A 14628-nucleotide genomic window follows, 5' to 3' on the forward strand; every position below is an offset into this window, starting at 1 on the left:
CCTCCGGCGGCGGCGCGGGCCGTCGCCGCCGGATTTTGCGTATTTGGAAAGAGAAGAAGATGCTGGATTCGGGACGCACCGAGACCCTTCTCGAGGTCAACAATATCGAGGTGATCTACAACCACGTCATCCTCGTGCTGAAGGGCGTGTCGCTGTCGGTGCCCAAGGGCGGGATCACCGCGCTGCTGGGCGGTAACGGCGCGGGCAAGACCACGACGCTGAAGGCGATCTCGAACCTGCTGCATTCCGAGCGCGGCGAGGTGACCAAGGGCTCCATCGTCTATCGCGGCGAGCGGGTGCAGGATCTGGATCCGGCGGCGCTGGTGAAGAAGGGCGTGATCCAGGTGATGGAGGGGCGGCATTGCTTCGAGCATCTGACCATCGAGGAAAACCTGATGACCGGCGCCTTCACCCGGCGCGACGGCAAGGGCGCGGTCGCCGCCGATCTGGAGATGGTCTATGAGTATTTCCCGCGGCTGAAGGAGCGGCGGAAGTCGCAGGCCGGCTATACCTCGGGGGGAGAGCAGCAGATGTGCGCCATCGGGCGGGCGCTGATGAGCCGCCCCGAGACGATCCTGCTGGACGAGCCCAGCATGGGGCTGGCGCCGCAGCTCGTGGAGCAGATCTTTCAGATCGTGAAGGCGGTGAACGAGGGCGAGGGCGTGTCCTTCCTGCTGGCCGAGCAGAACACCAATGTGGCGCTGCGCTATGCGCATTACGGCTATATTCTGGAGAACGGTCGCGTCGTGATGGACGGGCCGGCGGCGGATCTGCGCGAGAACCCGGATGTGAAGGAATTCTATCTCGGCATGTCGGACGAGGGCCGCAAGAGCTTCCGCGACGTGCGGTCCTATCGCCGCCGCAAGCGCTGGCTGGCATGACGCGCATGGATGCGATGTTTTCTGGCCCTTCCCGTTCCCGAGGCATTGCTGCCGGCCCTGCTGGATGCGCAGGAGGCAGTGGCGGTGGGCCGCGCGGTGCCCGAGGAGAACCTGCACCTGACGCTGGCTTTTCTGGGCGAGCAGCCGGATTTCGCGCTGGCCGAGCTGGATGCGGCGCTGATGGCCGCGCCGCTGCCGGGCTGCACGCTGGCGCTGGAGGGGCTGGAGAGTTTCGGCGGGCGGCGGGTCAAGCTGCTGGCGGCGGGGGTGGCGCGGGTGCCCGAGCTGGTGGCGCTGCGCGAGCGGGTACAGGGCGCCCTGCGCGCCGCCGGGATCGCGCTGCCGCGCGAGCGCTTTCGCCCGCATGTGACGCTGAGGCGCTTTGGCAACGGGCTGCGCGAGGCCGACCGGGCGCGCTTCGAGCAGGGCGTGGCACGGTTCGCGGCGCTGCGCTCGGCGCCGGAGCCTGTGGCGGAGCTGCGGCTGATGGGCTCGCAGCTCACGCCGGAGGGCGCGGTTTACGAGGTGCTGGCGGCCTATCCGCTGGCGGGGTGATCCGGGACAGGAAAGGGAGGCTCGGATGAGCAGCTATTACGACGATCTGGAGACGCGCAGCGCCGATGCGCGCGCTGCCGCGCTGGCCGAGGCGCTGCCCGGGCAGATCGCCCGGGCGCAGGGGCTGCCGGGCTATGCGCAATCGCTGGCCGGCATTGATGCGGCGCGGGTGACCGACCGCGCGGCGCTGGCCAAGCTGCCGGTGCTGCGCAAGGCGGCGCTGGTCTCGGCGCAGGGGGCGGCGGCGCCCTTTGGCGGCTATGCGGCGAAACCGGCGCATGGCTTTGCGCATGTGTTCCAGTCGCCCGGCCCGATCTACGAGCCGGGCGGGGTGGCGCATGACTGGTGGCGGCTGGGCCGGTTCCTCTATGCCTGCGGCATCGGACCGGGCGACATCGTGCAGAACTGTTTCGGCTATCACCTGACGCCTGCGGGGATGATCTTTGAGAATGGCGCGCGGGCGGTGGGCGCGGCGGTGCTGCCGGCGGGCACCGGGCAGACCGAATTGCAGGCGCGGGCGGCGCATGACGTGGGCGTCACCGCCTATGCGGGCACGCCGGATTATCTCAAGGTGATCCTCGAAAAGGCCGACGAGATGGGTCTGGGCCTCGGCATCGCGCGGGCGGCGGTCTCGGGCGGGGCGCTGTTCCCGTCGCTGCGCCAGTATTACGCCGATCGCGGCATCGCCTGCCGGCAATGCTATGCCACTGCCGATCTCGGCATGGTGGCCTATGAGAGCGAGGCGATGGAGGGGATGATCGCGGACGAGCAGGTGATCGTCGAGATCGTCACGCCGGGCACCGGCGATCCGGTGGCACCGGGCGAGGTGGGGGAGGTGGTGGTGACCACGCTCAACCCCGATTACCCGCTGATCCGCTTTGCCACCGGCGATCTCAGCGCAGTGATGCCGGGCGAAAGCCCCTGCGGGCGGACCAATCTGCGCATCAAGGGCTGGATGGGCCGCGCCGACCAGACCGCCAAGATCAAGGGCATGTTCGTGCGCCCCGAACAGGTGGCGGCGCTGGTCGCGAAACATGCCGAGATCGACCGCGCCCGGGTGGTGGCCAGCCGCGAAGGCGAGATGGACGTGATGACGGTGCGGATCGAGACCGAGGCGGAGGATCCCGGCGCCTATGCCGGCAGTGTCGCCGAGGTGCTGAAGCTCAAGGGCATTGTCGAGCTGGTCAAACCCGGCGGTCTGCCGCGCGACGGTGTGGTGATCGAGGATGTCCGGGAATACGACTGAGCGCGGAGCCGCTTGACCCGGCCCTGTGGGCGCGCATTCCGCGCCTGCACAGAAAGGAGAATTCCGATGTCCGACGCTCCGGCTCTGAGGATGGTGGGTTGAAAACCCACCCTACGGGGGCAATGCGCAATGTGCAGGGTGGGTTTTCAACCCACCACCCCAAAGCTCAGAGCAGCTCCAGCACCTTTTCCGGCGGCCGGCCGATCACCGCGCGGTCGCTGGCGAAGAGCACCGGACGTTCGATCAGCTTCGGCTCCCGGGCCATGGCGCGCAGCAGCGTTTCGTCATCGGCATTTTTCGACAGGCCCATCTCGCGGAAAGCGGCCTCCTTGGTGCGCATCATGTCGAGCGCGGGCAGGCCAAGCGCCGTCTGCGCCGATTTCAGCTCGTCATAGCTTGGTGCGTCTTCGAGATATTTGCGGATCTCGGGCTCGACGCCCTTCTCCTGCAACAGCGCCAGAGCCTGGCGCGATTTCGAACAACGCGGATTGTGCCAGAGTATCATAGCCACTCCTCTCGTCCCGTGCCGACCGCCTCGGCGATATTGTCAAACCCGTCGCGCGCCAGCAGCGCGTCGAGCCCGGTCAGGATCTCGCTCACCAGGCTCATGCCGCCATAGATCAGTGCGGTGTAGAGCTGCACCGCCGAGGCGCCGGCGCGGATCTTGGCATAGGCCTGCTCCGCCGAGCCGACGCCGCCGACGCCGATAAGCGGCAGGCTGCCCTCCGTGAGCTGCGACAGCCGTGCCAGCACGCGGGTGGATTTCTCGAAAAGCGGCTGGCCGGAGAGCCCGCCCGTCTCGCCCTTCTGGGCCGAGCGCAGCCCGTCGCGCGACAGGGTGGTGTTGGTGGTGATCACCCCCGCCACGCCCGAGCTCAGCGCGACCTCGGCCACGTCCGCCAGCCCCTGCGCATCGAGATCCGGCGCGATCTTGAGGAAGACCGGGATCGGGCGGTCGAGCCCGGCGCGGGCCTCCATCACGCCGGCCAGCAGCGCCGAGAGCGCCGCCTTGCCTTGCAGGTCGCGCAGCTTTTCGGTGTTGGGCGAGCTGACATTGACCGTGGCGAAATCGAGATAGGCGCCGCAGCGCGCCAGCACTTTTGCGAAATCCGCCGCGCGGTCCTCGCTGTCCTTGTTTGCGCCGAGATTGAGCCCCAGCACCATATCGACGGGGCGGTGCATCAGCCGACCGGCGATGGCGTCCATGCCGTCATTGTTGAAGCCGAAACGGTTGATCGCGGCGCGGTCCTCGCTCAGCCGGAACAGGCGCGGCCTGGGGTTGCCGGGCTGCGGGCGCGGCGTCGCGGCGCCGACCTCGACAAAGCCGAACCCGCTTTGGGCCAGCGCGGACAGCGCCTCGGCATTCTTGTCGAACCCGGCGGCGAGGCCCAGCGGATTGGCCAGATCGAGCCCGGCGACCGAACAGCGCAGCCGGTCGGAGGTGAGGGCGCCGGGCGCGGGCGCCAGCCCCGATTGCAGCGCTTTCAGCGCCAGCCCGTGCCCGGATTCGGGATCCATCCGGTGCAGCAGCGCGAGGCCAGCGCGTTCCAGCAGGCTCATGTCATGTCATCCGGAAAGACATGCCCGCCAAGCCCCAGCGGCAACGGGCGCGACCAGCGCACATCGGCCAGCCGCAGCGGGCCGTAGAGATGCGGGAACAGCGCGCCGCCGCGCGATGGCTCCCATTTCAGCGCGTCGCCGAGGTCGTCGGCCTCGAAGGCGAGGATATAGAGCCCCTCTTCCTCGCTGAAATGCTTGGCTACGGTTTCGCGCACCTGCTCCAGGGTCGAAAAATGCACAAAGCCGTCAGCCTCGTCCACCGGCGCTCCGGCGGTCTCGGTCTCGGCTTGCAGCGCGGCCCATTCCCCGGACCTCAGGATTTTATAGATCAGCATGGCATTGAGATGCCGGGGAACGCTCCGCCGGTCAATCCCCGGCGAAGCGATAGGGCGTCACAGCCAATGTCCGAAATGCCGGTGGATTCGGGGAATCACGCCCCAGATCATCGAAGCGACGATGATCGGCACCATCAGCAGGTTGCGCTGCCAGATGGCCCAGCCTTCGGTGACGGGGGTCAGCGCGTAAAGCGCAAGGGTGACAATGGGGTAGACCCCGAGAAAGACGAAGACCGCCAGGCGCGGGCGCGATGGCGGACGGGAGGGGGAGGTCATGCGCGTCTCCTTGTATGAGAACGAAACGTATCGTTCTATTACTTCTGGTGTTCCCGCGTGTAAAGGCGTAACAAGGAGGAAATTCCGAAAGAGCCAGCGAATGACCGAAAAACGCGCATCCATCGGCGCCCGCCGCAATCCCGAGACGGAGGCCGCCGTGCTCGACGCCGCAACGGAGATCCTTGCGGAGAAGGGTATCTCGGGCGTCACCATGGAGGCGGTGGCAAAGCGTGCACGGGCGGGCAAGGCCACGCTCTATCGCTGGTGGCCAACGCGCGGCGCCTTACTGATGGCGGTTTACCGGCGCCGCAAGCAGGAGATCTGCAATCCCGATACCGGCACGCTGGAGGGCGACGTGAAAGCGGTGCTCGAGTCGCTCTTCGTTCACTGGAGCCGCCCCGAAGGCCGCGTGTTCCGGCACATCATCGCTGCCTCGCAAAGCGATGACGACCTGCGCGAGGCGCTGGAGGCGTACCGGATGGAGCGTCTGGCGCATCTCGGCGAGATCTTTGAGCGCGCCGCGCAGCGCGGCGTGCTGTCCGATGATGTGCCCGCGCAGGAGATGGCCCGCGCGGTGATGGGGATGGCCTGGCTGCATCTGCTGGTGGGACGACTGGATGCCGACGCCGCGGGCATTGCGCGCACGCTTGTGCGGGGCTGGGCGAAGATGCCGGATCAGGGGGATTAGCCGGGCGTCCGGCATCCGTAGGGTGGGCAATCCTGCCCACCGCTGCGCCATCGCGACCGGCCGCGATATCCTTTGGACCAGCGTGGTCCGCGCGGGGCGCATCCGGCCTGCAATCCGGGCGTTGCCATGGCGGTGTCACGCCCGGGCGCTACGTCAAGCGAAGCAGTGCTTTGACACTCAACCCGAAGCGTTGCAACATTTCTCTCATAGACGCCCACAGAGAGGTTTCCCCAATGTCTTTCCGCCTGATGACGAGTGTCGCGGCCCTGGCGCTGAGCGCGGGTGCGGCCAGCGCCGATTATTCGCTGACCATCCTGCACACCAACGATTTCCATTCGCGCTTCGAGCCGATCAGCAAATACGACTCGACCTGCGCCGCCGAGGATAACGAGGCCGGCGAATGCTTTGGCGGCTCGGCGCGTCTGATGACCGCCATCGGCGAGGCCAAGGCGCGCAGCAACAACTACATCCTGGTGGATGGCGGCGACCAGTTTCAGGGCACGCTGTTTTACACATATTACAAGGGCAAGCTCGCCGCTGAGATGATGAACCAGATGGGCTATGACGCGATGACCGTGGGCAACCACGAATTCGACGACGGCCCCGAGGTGCTGCGCGGCTTTGTCGATTCGGTGGAATTCCCGGTGCTGATGTCGAACGCCGATATCTCGGGCGAGGCGCTGCTGGCCGATTCGATCCTGAAATCCACGGTGATCGAGCGCGGCGGCGAAAAGCTGGGTCTGATCGGCCTGACCCCGCATGACACCGACGAGCTCGCCTCGCCGGGGCCGAACGTGATCTTTACCGATCCGGTCGACGCGGTACAGGGCGAGGTCGACAAGCTGACCGAAGAGGGCGTCAACAAGATCATCGTGCTGAGCCACTCGGGCTACAAGGTCGATATCGACGTCGCCAACAACACCACCGGCGTCGACGTGATCGTCGGCGGCCACACCAACACCCTGCTGGGTGAGATGGACGGCGCCGAAGGACCGTACCCGACGATGGTGAACGATACCGCCATCGTTTCGGCCTATGCCTATGGCAAGTTCCTGGGCGAGCTGAACGTCACCTTCGACGATGACGGCAATATCGTCGAGGCGTCGGGCGCGCCGATCGTCATGGATGCCGCCGTGACCGAGGACGAGGGCACCAAGGCGCGCATCGCCGAGGCTGCCGCACCGCTCGAAGAGATCCGCAACGAGGTGGTGGCCGAGACCTCCGAAGAGATCGTGGGCTCGCGCGATGTTTGCCGCGCCATGGAATGCCCGATGGGCAACCTCGTGGCCGATGCCATGCTCGACCGGGTGAAGGATCAGGGCATCGAGATCGCCATTGCCAATGGCGGCGGGCTGCGCGCTTCCATCGACGCGGGCGAGGTGACTATGGGCGAGGTGCTGACGGTGCTGCCGTTCCAGAACACGCTCTCCACCTTCCAGGTGACCGGCGCGACCGTGGTCGAGGCGCTGGAGAACGGCGTGAGTCAGATGGAAGACGGTGGCGGTCGCTTCCCGCAGGTGGCCGGCATGTCCTTCACCGTCGATCCTGCCGCCGAGCCGGGCAGCCGGATTTCCGATGTCATGGTGGGCGGCGCGCCCATCGACCCGGAGAAGCTCTACGGTCTGGTGTCGAACAACTATGTGCGCAATGGCGGCGATGGCTACAAGATGTTCGTCGATGCCCAGAACGCCTATGATTTCGGCCCCGATCTGGCGGATGTGACGGCGGAATACATCGCCGCCAACGCGCCTTACACGCCCTATACCGATGGCCGCATCACCGTGAAGGAATAAGCGGTCCTCCATCGCCGTGAATGAGAACGCGCGGGGGAGACCCCGCGCGTTTACGTTTCCAGCCGACCGTTTCGTAGGGTGGGCAATCTGCCCACCGTCGCCTCATGCCGTGCGGGCCGCTTTGCGGGCCTTCATCGCCATCCCGGCCCGCATGTTCAGCCCCAGAAGCACGATGTTCAGCGCCCCGGCGCAGAGCTCCAGAAGCTGCACATAACCGAAGGCGTCGGAAAGGTCGCCGGCCTGCGCCCGCAACCCGAGAAACACCGCCGCCGGGATCAGCACCAGCACCCCGTTCAGCGCCGCCACCCGCATTCGCGCCATCTTGGCCACGATCTGCGGCGCCTTCGAGCGCCCGGCCAACCGCGCGCCGCTGCCGCCCGCCGAAGCCAGCGCCAGTACCAGAAGCGGCAGCGCATAAAGGATGATCTGGCGCAGCAGGATCACTGTATCGGTCGCGGCGAAGAACTCGCTGACAAAGGCCAGCGACCAGAAGCTCGCGACCACCAGCAGCGCGGCGGCGCCCGAAGCGCCATGGATCAGGACGAGAGAGGCGCGGGACATGAGGAAACTCCTTTTAATAGCAAGCTATGTATATATGGGATTGAATAGCGAACTATACAAGGCTAGGCAAGCGCCATGAGCGATTTCGAAAAGACCCGCTCGCCGGGCTATCTGGCGAACCACATGGCGCGGCTCTTTGCGCATGGTCTGGCCGAGCGTATCCGCCCGCTGGGCCTGGCGCCGGCGCAGTTCATGACGCTGCTCGAGCTGTGGCGCGAGGACGGCATCACCCAGCGCGACCTCGTGGCGCGGCTGGATGTGGAACAGGCGACCATGGCCAACACGCTCAAACGGATGGAGCGTGACGGGCTGATCACCCGCCGCGCCCATGAAGGCGATGCTCGCGCCCGCACCATCCATCTGACCGACCGCGCCCGCGATCTTCAGCCCGCCGCCGAAGAGGCCGCGGCCTCGGTCAATGCACAGGCGGTGCAGGATTTGAGCGAGGAGGAGCGCGTCGCCTTCGTGGCCGCGATGCACAAGGTGATTGCCGCGCTGAAGGGCTGAGGCGCGGCGGCTGGCCAAACCGGACAATCGGCGCCATTCTGCGGACAGCCAACCGGAGAGTGCCATGAAGGGCCGCTGCACCTGCGGAGAGATCCGCTTTCACCTGACCGACACGCCGCTCATCACCCATTGTTGCCATTGCACTTGGTGCCAGCGTGAAAGCGGCTCGGCCTTTGCGCTGAACGCGATGATCGAAACCCGCTGCATCGCGCTGGACGGTGGCAGTCCCGAGGAGCTCGCGCTGCCCTCGGCCAGCGGCAAGGGGCAGATCGTGACGCGCTGCCCGCGCTGCCAGGTGGCGCTCTGGTCGCATTATGCGGGGGCGGGGCGGGCCTTCGCCTTTATCCGGGTGGGTACGCTGGACGCCGCCGCCAGTGTCGTGCCGGATGTGCATATCTTCACCGAAAGCGCCCATCCCTGGATCACCTTTCCCGAGGGCGCCAAGGTCTTTCCCGCCTTCTACCGCCGCTCGGAAACCTGGCGCCCGGAGGCGCTGGCGCGGGGCGAGGCCGAGCGCGCGCGTCAGGCGCAGCAGCAACAGCAGCAATAGGGGACGCGCGATGGATCATCCGCTGATCGACCTCATCAACGCCCGCATCCGCAAGGCCGAGGAGGAGGGCGCGTTCGACAACCTGCCCGGCAGCGGCAAGCCTCTGCCGGAGTGTGACGATCCGGAAAACGCCGTGCTCAACCGGATCATGAAGGACAACGGCGCAGTGCCGGAAGTCGTCTCGCTCTCGCGCGAGCTGGCGAAACTGCGCGAAGAGCTGCGAGAGACCGGCGACCGCATCGCGCGGAAGCGGATCATTCAGGATATGTCGCTGCTCGAAGCCCGGATCGAGATCGCCCGCAAGAGCCGCTGAGGCTTGGACATCCCGCGCCGCGCGTGCCAGTGTCGCGCGCGGAACAGGAGGCGCGCAGGCATGGTCACGGTCAAGGAACAATACGAAGCCTTCCCCTATCCCGAGCGCGACCCCGAAGACGAAAAGACAAGGCTGATCACCGGCTCCCCGTCGCACCCGCTTGAGATGGACCATTTCCTTTGGAACGGCGCCCGCGACTGGTCGCAGCCGCTGCGCGTGCTGGTTGCGGGCGGCGGCACCGGGGACGGGCTAATCCAGCTCGCCACGCTGATGCAGAAGGCCGGCGCGCCCGCCGAGATCACCTATCTCGACCTCTCCGAAGCCTCGCGCGCGGTGGCCGAGGCGCGCGCTGCCACGCGCGGGCTGGACAACATCGCTTTTCAAACCGCCAGCCTGCTGGATGCGCCGGAGTTCGGTACGTTCGATTACATCGACTGCTGCGGCGTGCTGCATCACCTGCCCGACCCGGCGGAGGGCTTTCGCGCCCTGCGCGCGGCGCTGGCGCCCGGCGGCGGCATGGGGTTCATGGTCTATGCGCCCTATGGCCGCTCCGGCGTCTATCCGCTGCAAGAGGCCTTTGCCGCGCTTTTCGACGGCGTGCCGCCGCAGGAGCGGCTGGAGCGCGCGAAGCGGATCGTGGCGACGCTGCCCGAGGGGCATCCTTTCGCCTGCAACCCCAATCTCGGCGATCATCACAAGAGCGCCGCCGGATTCTACGACCTGCTGCTGCACGGGCAGGACCGGGCGTTCTCCGTCCCCGATCTGCTCGACGTGCTGGGCGAGACCGGCTGGGATCTCGCCGGGTTCACCACCCCCGCGATGTACGATCTGGCGCGCATCGCCGAAGTGCCCGAGGGCATGGACAAGGCGGCGCAGATGGCGGTGGCGGAGAAGCTGCGCGGCACGATCCGCATGCACACCGCCTATGCGGTGGCCGCCGGCGCCGAGCCGCCGGTGGCAACAGGGCGCAACCGTAAGCTGGTGCCGCATCTGCGCGGCGTGCAGCGTCAGGCGCTGGCCAAGGCGGTGGCGAAGGGCAAGGCGCTGCCGCTGCGGCTCGGCCAGCTGACGGCGGAGGTGAGCCTGCCGAAAGAGGCCGCCGCGCTGATCGCCGGGATCGACGGGCGCCGCAGCCTCGACGAGATCGCCCGCGCCGCGCATCTCGATCCGCTGGGGTTCGGCACGCTCTGGGGCCGCGTCGATGCGGCGCTCGCGCCCTGGGGGCTGCTGCTCTATTCCGGCCTGCTGCGCCAGACCGGCGGCGCGCCGCGCGTCTGAGGCACAGAGCCACATTTCCGCCCCTTGCACTGCGACGCATTCCTTTCCACACTGACGCCCAAGGAAAAACAAGGTCCGGAGCCTGCCGGATCATAGGGGAGGAGCGCCGACCATGACCTTTGCGTCCGTGGCCGACCGGAATGCGATCGAGGCGGAGATGCCGTGGGAGGCGCGCGATCTGCCGAAAACGCTCTATGCCCAGCTGAGCAAGATCGCCGCCGCCTTTCCAGACCGCCCCGCCATCAGCTTTCAGCTGCTTGCCGGGCCGACCGACCGGGCGGAAACGCTGACCTGGGAAGAGCTCCGCCAGCGCACCGCCCAGGCCGCCAACCTCTTCCGCAGCCTCGGGGTGGGGGAGACCGATGTGGTCGCCTGCGTGTTGCCGAACTGCTCGGAGACGGTCTTTGCCTTGCTCGGTGGCGCGGTGGCAGGGATCGTGATGCCGATCAACCCTCTGCTCGAACCTGAACAGATCGCTGCCATCCTGCGCGAGACCAGCGCCAAGGTGGTGGTCACGCTCAAGCCCTTCCCGAAATCCGACATCGCGCAGAAGGTGGCGCAGGCCTGCCAGCACGCGCCGCGCGTGAACACCGTGCTCGAGGTCGATCTCAACCGCTATCTCAGCCCGCCGAAATCCTGGCTGGTGCCGTTCCTGCGCCCAAAGGTCACCGCCAACCGGCATACGGATGTGCTCTGCTTCAGCGCCGAGCTGCGGCGTCAGCCCACCGAGCTGAGCTTCCCCGATGCTCCCGGCGACCGGGTGGCGGCGAATTTCCACACCGGCGGCACCACCGGCATGCCCAAGGTGGCGCAGCATCTCTATTCCGGCATGCTCTATAATGGCTGGTTGGGGTCGCGGCTGCTCTTCACCGAGACCGACAATATCATCTGCCCGCTGCCGCTCTTCCATGTCTTCGCGGCGGATGTGATTCTGATGTCGGCGCTGTGCTCGGGGGCGCATGTGGTGTTCCCGACGCCTGCGGGCTATCGCGGCGATGGCGTTTTCGACAATTTCTGGAAGCTCTGCGAGCGCTGGAAGATCACCTTTGTCATCACCGTGCCCACCGCCGTCTCGGCGCTGATGCAGCGCAAGGTCGATGCGGATATCTCTTCGGTGAAGGTGGCGTTTTCCGGATCGGCGCCGATGCCGCTGGAGCTGTTCAAGCGCTTCGAATCCTCTTGCGGCGTGATGATCTGCGAGGGCTACGGGCTGACCGAGGCGACCTGTCTGGTCTCGGTGAACCCGCCTGACGGGGTCAAGAAGGTGGGCTCCATCGGCATTCCCTTCCCCTATACCCGTGTAAAGATCGTGCAGCAGACCCCTGACGGCCCGCGCGAATGCCCGGTGGACGAGGTTGGCGAGATCTGTGTGGCCAATCCCGGCGTCTATGTGGGCTCGACCTATACGGAAGAAGACAAGAACCGCGACCTGTTCCACGAGGGGCTCTATCTGCGCACCGGCGATCTCGGGCGGATGGACCCTGACGGCTATCTCTGGATCACCGGCCGCGCCAAGGATCTGATCATTCGCGGCGGTCACAATATCGACCCCGCCGATATCGAAGAGGCGCTGCTGGCGCATCCGGCGGTGGCCTTTGCCGGCGCCATCGGCCAGCCCGACGCCCATGCGGGCGAGCTGCCCTGCGCCTTTGTCGAACTGGTGGGGGGGGCGGAGGTCACCGAGGACGAGCTCATGCGCCACGCGCGGGTGCATATCCACGAACGCGCCGCCTATCCCAAGCATATGACCATCCTACCGGCGCTGCCGAAGACCGCCGTCGGCAAGATCTTCAAGCCCGAGCTGCGCATGCATGCGATCCGCCGGGTCTATAACGACGCGCTCGCCGCGGCGGATCTGCCGGCGCGGGTGGTGGCAGTGGTCGATGATCGCAAGTGCGGGCTGGTGGCGCGGCTGGAGCGCAACGGCGCCGACGAGGCGGCGGTGACGCGCTGTCTCGGTGCCTTCACGCGCCCTTGGGAATGGGTTGAGAACGCGCCGGAAAGAGCCTGAACCGCGCCCTGTCCGGGCAGGTCAGCAGGGATTCTTGGCGCAGAAGATCTCGTAGAGCAGGCCGATGACGCGGCCCGTATCCTCGGTGGCGAGGCTGTAATAGATCGTCTTGCCATCGCGCCGGGTGCTCACCAGCCCCTCTTCGCGCAGCCGCGCCAGCATCTGGCTGACCGCCGCCTGACGGATGCCGAGCAGGTCCTCCAGCTCGCCGACCGATTTCTCGCCCGACCCGAGATGACACAGGATCATCAGCCGGCCCTCATGGGCCAGGGTTTTCAGGAAGGAAGCGGCGCTGCGCGCATTGCTCGCCATCTCGTCGGGCGGGGCGGGTATCGTCTGATCGTTCACGTCTCAGGACCTCTTATTCTCTGGCGCTCATATAGCATGTTCGCGCCGAAATGCGAGCCAGAGGCCGGCGGCGGCGCGTTCCGCCCCGTGTCAAACAGGTCAAATTGTCCGTAATGACGGCGTTTCGCCCCTGAATCGGCCCGGTGGCCGCTCTTTAAGATGCTCAGGCCCCGCGCTCAAGCCTGCGCGATGCGGTCGAGCAGCGCCGCCAGCCCCTCCGGGTCCGACAGGAAGGGCGAATGCGACCAGGGCCGCTCGTGCACGTCTTCGGGCGGCAGCGCTGCCGCCATCTCGCGCTGATAGTCGGGCGGGATCGCGTGGTCCTCGCCGCAGACGATATAGCTCTGCGGCACGGTTTCCGCCCGGCCCGCGAGGCGCACCCCCTCGGCCTGCGGCGGGATCGCCTGCGAGCAGAGATTTGCCATGGCAAATTCGACAGCGGCGTCGGAACAGTCGTGATAGAAGAGGTCGCGCGCCATGTCGGGCGCGAAGTGAAAGCTCGCGCGGCCCGGATCGCGGCGGATCGCCGGCAGCAGCGGCTGTTCGCTCTGCCGCCGCCGCAGCGTGGCGACGCTGTCGCCGGTGCCACCGGGGCGGTAGGCGCAGAGATAGACCAGCCGGCGCACGCGCTCGGGCGCCTGCTCGGCGGTCTGGGTGATCGGCACCCCGGCCATGGAATGCCCGACGAGAATGGCAGGCTCCGGCAGCGCCTCCAGAATCGCCTGCACATAGGAATCGAGCGTGATCTCCTCGGGCGGGGTGTCGTCGGCGCCATGCCCGGGCAGGTCGATGGCCCTCGCCTCATGGCCGCGCGCCGCCAGCGCCGGCAGCACATCGCGCCAGCACCAGGCGCCGTGCGAGGAGCCATGTACCAGAAGAAACCGCGCCATCAGAGCCCATGCCCCTGCGCTGCGAGAAAGGCGCTCAGCGCCGCCGCATACTCGTCGGGCTTCTCGACACAGGGAATGTGCCCGGCATTGCGGATCAGCCCGAAATCCGAGCCCGGGATCAGCTCCAGCGTCTCGCGCACCATGTCCGGCGGCGTCGAGCCGTCCTCGGAACCCGCGATCCCCAGCGCCGGCAGCCGCAAGCCTGAGGTGGGCGTCATGAAATCCGTCCCGGCAATGGCCTCGCAGCAGCCGATATAGCCGGCCTTCGGCGTGCGTTCGAGCATATGCCGCCACCCCGCGGCCTCCGCCGTGCCGCGAAAGCCCGGCGCGAACCAGCGCTGCATCGTGCCCTCGGCCAGCGCCGCCACGCCGCCCTCTCTCACCTGCGCCACCCGGTCGGCCCAGATCTCGCGCGTGCCGATCTTGCAGGCGGTGTTCGACAGCACCAGCGCGCGCACCAGATCGAGCCGCTTCGCCGCCAGACCCTGCGCGATCATGCCGCCGATGGAGAGCCCGACGAACATTGCCCCGCGAAAGCCCGTCAGCTCCATCAGCCGCTCGGCATCGCGCACCAGCGTGCCCATGGAATAGGGCCCCTCCGGCGCATCCGAGAGCCCGTGACCGCGCTTGTCGTAGCGCAGGATGCGCAGCCCTGCGGGCAGCCGCGCCACCACCTTGTCCCAGACCCGCAGATCCGTGCCCAGCGAATTGGCAAAGACCAGCGGCGCGCCGTCCTCCGGGCCATCGATTCGGTAATGCAGGCGGATATCGCCCAGATCGGCCATCTGCATGCGCCGCGCTCCCTCTTGTCCGGCACCAGCCTAGCGCCGCCCGCC

18 protein-coding genes are annotated in these 14628 nt (G+C 67.2%); 10 read left to right on the plus strand and 8 right to left on the minus strand.

Features of this window, described 5'->3' with window-relative positions:
- Nucleotides 1-59: 59 nt before the first annotated feature.
- The 3 genes from I6N89_RS05810 to I6N89_RS05820 are packed head-to-tail and all read left to right on the plus strand — an operon-like array spanning nucleotide 60 to nucleotide 2682.
- On the plus strand, nucleotides 60-881 hold the full coding sequence (locus tag I6N89_RS05810; RefSeq protein ID WP_207017268.1) for an ABC transporter ATP-binding protein: 822 nt from the start codon (nucleotides 60-62) through the stop codon (nucleotides 879-881).
- 9 nt (nucleotides 882-890) lie between these two features.
- Nucleotides 891-1436: an RNA 2',3'-cyclic phosphodiesterase gene (gene thpR, locus I6N89_RS05815; protein WP_207017269.1), complete on the plus strand. Its 546-nt coding sequence runs from the start codon at nucleotides 891-893 to the stop codon at nucleotides 1434-1436.
- Nucleotides 1437-1461: 25 nt separating this feature from the next.
- Nucleotides 1462-2682: a phenylacetate--CoA ligase family protein gene (locus I6N89_RS05820; protein WP_207017270.1), complete on the plus strand. Its 1221-nt coding sequence runs from the start codon at nucleotides 1462-1464 to the stop codon at nucleotides 2680-2682.
- 166 nt (nucleotides 2683-2848) lie between these two features.
- Here I6N89_RS05820 and arsC read toward each other — a convergent pair whose 3' ends face one another.
- From arsC to I6N89_RS05840, 4 genes are read right to left on the minus strand one after another with little or no spacing between them, the layout of a single operon-like run.
- Nucleotides 2849-3187: an arsenate reductase (glutaredoxin) gene (arsC, locus tag I6N89_RS05825; RefSeq protein ID WP_207017271.1), complete on the minus strand. Its 339-nt coding sequence runs from the start codon at nucleotides 3185-3187 to the stop codon at nucleotides 2849-2851.
- The gene (locus tag I6N89_RS05830; RefSeq protein WP_207017272.1) at nucleotides 3184-4242 is read right to left on the minus strand and encodes a quinone-dependent dihydroorotate dehydrogenase; all 1059 of its coding nucleotides are present in this window, start codon (nucleotides 4240-4242) and stop codon (nucleotides 3184-3186) included. The genes arsC and I6N89_RS05830 overlap by 4 nt, the downstream gene beginning before the upstream one ends.
- Nucleotides 4239-4577 carry a DUF952 domain-containing protein gene (locus I6N89_RS05835; RefSeq protein ID WP_207017274.1) on the minus strand — a complete coding sequence of 113 codons (339 nt, stop codon included), beginning with the start codon at nucleotides 4575-4577 and terminating at the stop codon, nucleotides 4239-4241. The genes I6N89_RS05830 and I6N89_RS05835 overlap by 4 nt, the downstream gene beginning before the upstream one ends.
- Before the next feature lie 57 nt (nucleotides 4578-4634).
- Nucleotides 4635-4853, minus strand: coding sequence for a hypothetical protein (locus I6N89_RS05840; protein WP_207017275.1), 219 nt, complete (start codon nucleotides 4851-4853; stop codon nucleotides 4635-4637).
- 100 nt (nucleotides 4854-4953) lie between these two features.
- Between I6N89_RS05840 and I6N89_RS05845 the strand changes: the two genes are divergently transcribed.
- Together I6N89_RS05845 and I6N89_RS05850 are read left to right on the plus strand one after the other, a co-directional pair.
- Nucleotides 4954-5541: a TetR/AcrR family transcriptional regulator gene (locus I6N89_RS05845; RefSeq protein WP_207017276.1), complete on the plus strand. Its 588-nt coding sequence runs from the start codon at nucleotides 4954-4956 to the stop codon at nucleotides 5539-5541.
- A 233-nt stretch (nucleotides 5542-5774) separates the two neighbouring features.
- Nucleotides 5775-7334: a bifunctional metallophosphatase/5'-nucleotidase gene (locus I6N89_RS05850; protein ID WP_207017277.1), complete on the plus strand. Its 1560-nt coding sequence runs from the start codon at nucleotides 5775-5777 to the stop codon at nucleotides 7332-7334.
- Between the two features lie 102 nt (nucleotides 7335-7436).
- On the opposite strand, the gene I6N89_RS05855 is transcribed toward I6N89_RS05850, so the two are convergent.
- Nucleotides 7437-7895, minus strand: a complete 459-nt coding sequence (locus I6N89_RS05855; protein WP_207017278.1) for a hypothetical protein — start codon at nucleotides 7893-7895, stop codon at nucleotides 7437-7439.
- A gap of 75 nt (nucleotides 7896-7970) precedes the next feature.
- Between I6N89_RS05855 and I6N89_RS05860 the strand changes: the two genes are divergently transcribed.
- From I6N89_RS05860 to I6N89_RS05880, 5 genes are all read left to right on the plus strand, one after another.
- Nucleotides 7971-8402 (plus strand): MarR family winged helix-turn-helix transcriptional regulator, encoded by a 432-nt coding sequence (locus I6N89_RS05860; protein WP_207017279.1) that lies wholly within the window; start codon nucleotides 7971-7973, stop codon nucleotides 8400-8402.
- Nucleotides 8403-8466: 64 nt separating this feature from the next.
- Complete coding sequence (locus tag I6N89_RS05865; protein ID WP_207017280.1) at nucleotides 8467-8952, plus strand: GFA family protein; 486 nt, start codon at nucleotides 8467-8469, stop codon at nucleotides 8950-8952.
- A 10-nt stretch (nucleotides 8953-8962) separates the two neighbouring features.
- On the plus strand, nucleotides 8963-9265 hold the full coding sequence (locus I6N89_RS05870; protein ID WP_207017281.1) for a DUF1992 domain-containing protein: 303 nt from the start codon (nucleotides 8963-8965) through the stop codon (nucleotides 9263-9265).
- Between the two features lie 60 nt (nucleotides 9266-9325).
- Nucleotides 9326-10543, plus strand: a complete 1218-nt coding sequence (locus I6N89_RS05875; RefSeq protein WP_207017282.1) for a class I SAM-dependent methyltransferase — start codon at nucleotides 9326-9328, stop codon at nucleotides 10541-10543.
- A 112-nt stretch (nucleotides 10544-10655) separates the two neighbouring features.
- Nucleotides 10656-12554, plus strand: a complete 1899-nt coding sequence (locus I6N89_RS05880) for an acyl-CoA synthetase (RefSeq protein WP_207017283.1) — start codon at nucleotides 10656-10658, stop codon at nucleotides 12552-12554.
- 21 nt (nucleotides 12555-12575) lie between these two features.
- Here I6N89_RS05880 and I6N89_RS05885 read toward each other — a convergent pair whose 3' ends face one another.
- The 3 genes from I6N89_RS05885 to pcaD all read right to left on the minus strand — a co-directional run bounded on the left by I6N89_RS05885 (nucleotide 12576) and on the right by pcaD (nucleotide 14583).
- Nucleotides 12576-12866: an ArsR/SmtB family transcription factor gene (locus I6N89_RS05885; RefSeq protein ID WP_207017504.1), complete on the minus strand. Its 291-nt coding sequence runs from the start codon at nucleotides 12864-12866 to the stop codon at nucleotides 12576-12578.
- Between the two features lie 212 nt (nucleotides 12867-13078).
- The gene (locus I6N89_RS05890; RefSeq protein ID WP_207017285.1) at nucleotides 13079-13792 is read right to left on the minus strand and encodes an alpha/beta fold hydrolase; all 714 of its coding nucleotides are present in this window, start codon (nucleotides 13790-13792) and stop codon (nucleotides 13079-13081) included.
- Nucleotides 13792-14583 carry a 3-oxoadipate enol-lactonase gene (gene pcaD, locus I6N89_RS05895; RefSeq protein ID WP_207017286.1) on the minus strand — a complete coding sequence of 264 codons (792 nt, stop codon included), beginning with the start codon at nucleotides 14581-14583 and terminating at the stop codon, nucleotides 13792-13794. Before pcaD ends, I6N89_RS05890 begins: the two co-directional genes overlap by 1 nt.
- Between the last annotated feature and the right edge of the window lie 45 nt (nucleotides 14584-14628).

Origin of the sequence: Salipiger abyssi, from assembly GCF_017311415.1 — a bacterium.
GTDB classification, from domain to species: Bacteria; Pseudomonadota; Alphaproteobacteria; order Rhodobacterales; family Rhodobacteraceae; genus Salipiger; species Salipiger abyssi_A.

Bases quoted from the DNA above. Each gene is read 5' to 3' on its own strand.
- I6N89_RS05810 (WP_207017268.1), top strand. From the start codon at position 60: ATGCTGGATTCGGGACGCACCGAGACCCTTCTCGAGGTCAACAATATC.
- thpR (WP_207017269.1), top strand. From the start codon at position 891: ATGCGATGTTTTCTGGCCCTTCCCGTTCCCGAGGCATTGCTGCCGGCC.
- I6N89_RS05820 (WP_207017270.1), top strand. From the start codon at position 1,462: ATGAGCAGCTATTACGACGATCTGGAGACGCGCAGCGCCGATGCGCGC.
- arsC (WP_207017271.1), bottom strand. From the start codon at position 3,187: ATGATACTCTGGCACAATCCGCGTTGTTCGAAATCGCGCCAGGCTCTG.
- I6N89_RS05830 (WP_207017272.1), bottom strand. From the start codon at position 4,242: ATGAGCCTGCTGGAACGCGCTGGCCTCGCGCTGCTGCACCGGATGGAT.
- I6N89_RS05835 (WP_207017274.1), bottom strand. From the start codon at position 4,577: ATGCTGATCTATAAAATCCTGAGGTCCGGGGAATGGGCCGCGCTGCAA.
- I6N89_RS05840 (WP_207017275.1), bottom strand. From the start codon at position 4,853: ATGACCTCCCCCTCCCGTCCGCCATCGCGCCCGCGCCTGGCGGTCTTC.
- I6N89_RS05845 (WP_207017276.1), top strand. From the start codon at position 4,954: ATGACCGAAAAACGCGCATCCATCGGCGCCCGCCGCAATCCCGAGACG.
- I6N89_RS05850 (WP_207017277.1), top strand. From the start codon at position 5,775: ATGTCTTTCCGCCTGATGACGAGTGTCGCGGCCCTGGCGCTGAGCGCG.
- I6N89_RS05855 (WP_207017278.1), bottom strand. From the start codon at position 7,895: ATGTCCCGCGCCTCTCTCGTCCTGATCCATGGCGCTTCGGGCGCCGCC.
- I6N89_RS05860 (WP_207017279.1), top strand. From the start codon at position 7,971: ATGAGCGATTTCGAAAAGACCCGCTCGCCGGGCTATCTGGCGAACCAC.
- I6N89_RS05865 (WP_207017280.1), top strand. From the start codon at position 8,467: ATGAAGGGCCGCTGCACCTGCGGAGAGATCCGCTTTCACCTGACCGAC.
- I6N89_RS05870 (WP_207017281.1), top strand. From the start codon at position 8,963: ATGGATCATCCGCTGATCGACCTCATCAACGCCCGCATCCGCAAGGCC.
- I6N89_RS05875 (WP_207017282.1), top strand. From the start codon at position 9,326: ATGGTCACGGTCAAGGAACAATACGAAGCCTTCCCCTATCCCGAGCGC.
- I6N89_RS05880 (WP_207017283.1), top strand. From the start codon at position 10,656: ATGACCTTTGCGTCCGTGGCCGACCGGAATGCGATCGAGGCGGAGATG.
- I6N89_RS05885 (WP_207017504.1), bottom strand. From the start codon at position 12,866: ATGGCGAGCAATGCGCGCAGCGCCGCTTCCTTCCTGAAAACCCTGGCC.
- I6N89_RS05890 (WP_207017285.1), bottom strand. From the start codon at position 13,792: ATGGCGCGGTTTCTTCTGGTACATGGCTCCTCGCACGGCGCCTGGTGC.
- pcaD (WP_207017286.1), bottom strand. From the start codon at position 14,583: ATGCAGATGGCCGATCTGGGCGATATCCGCCTGCATTACCGAATCGAT.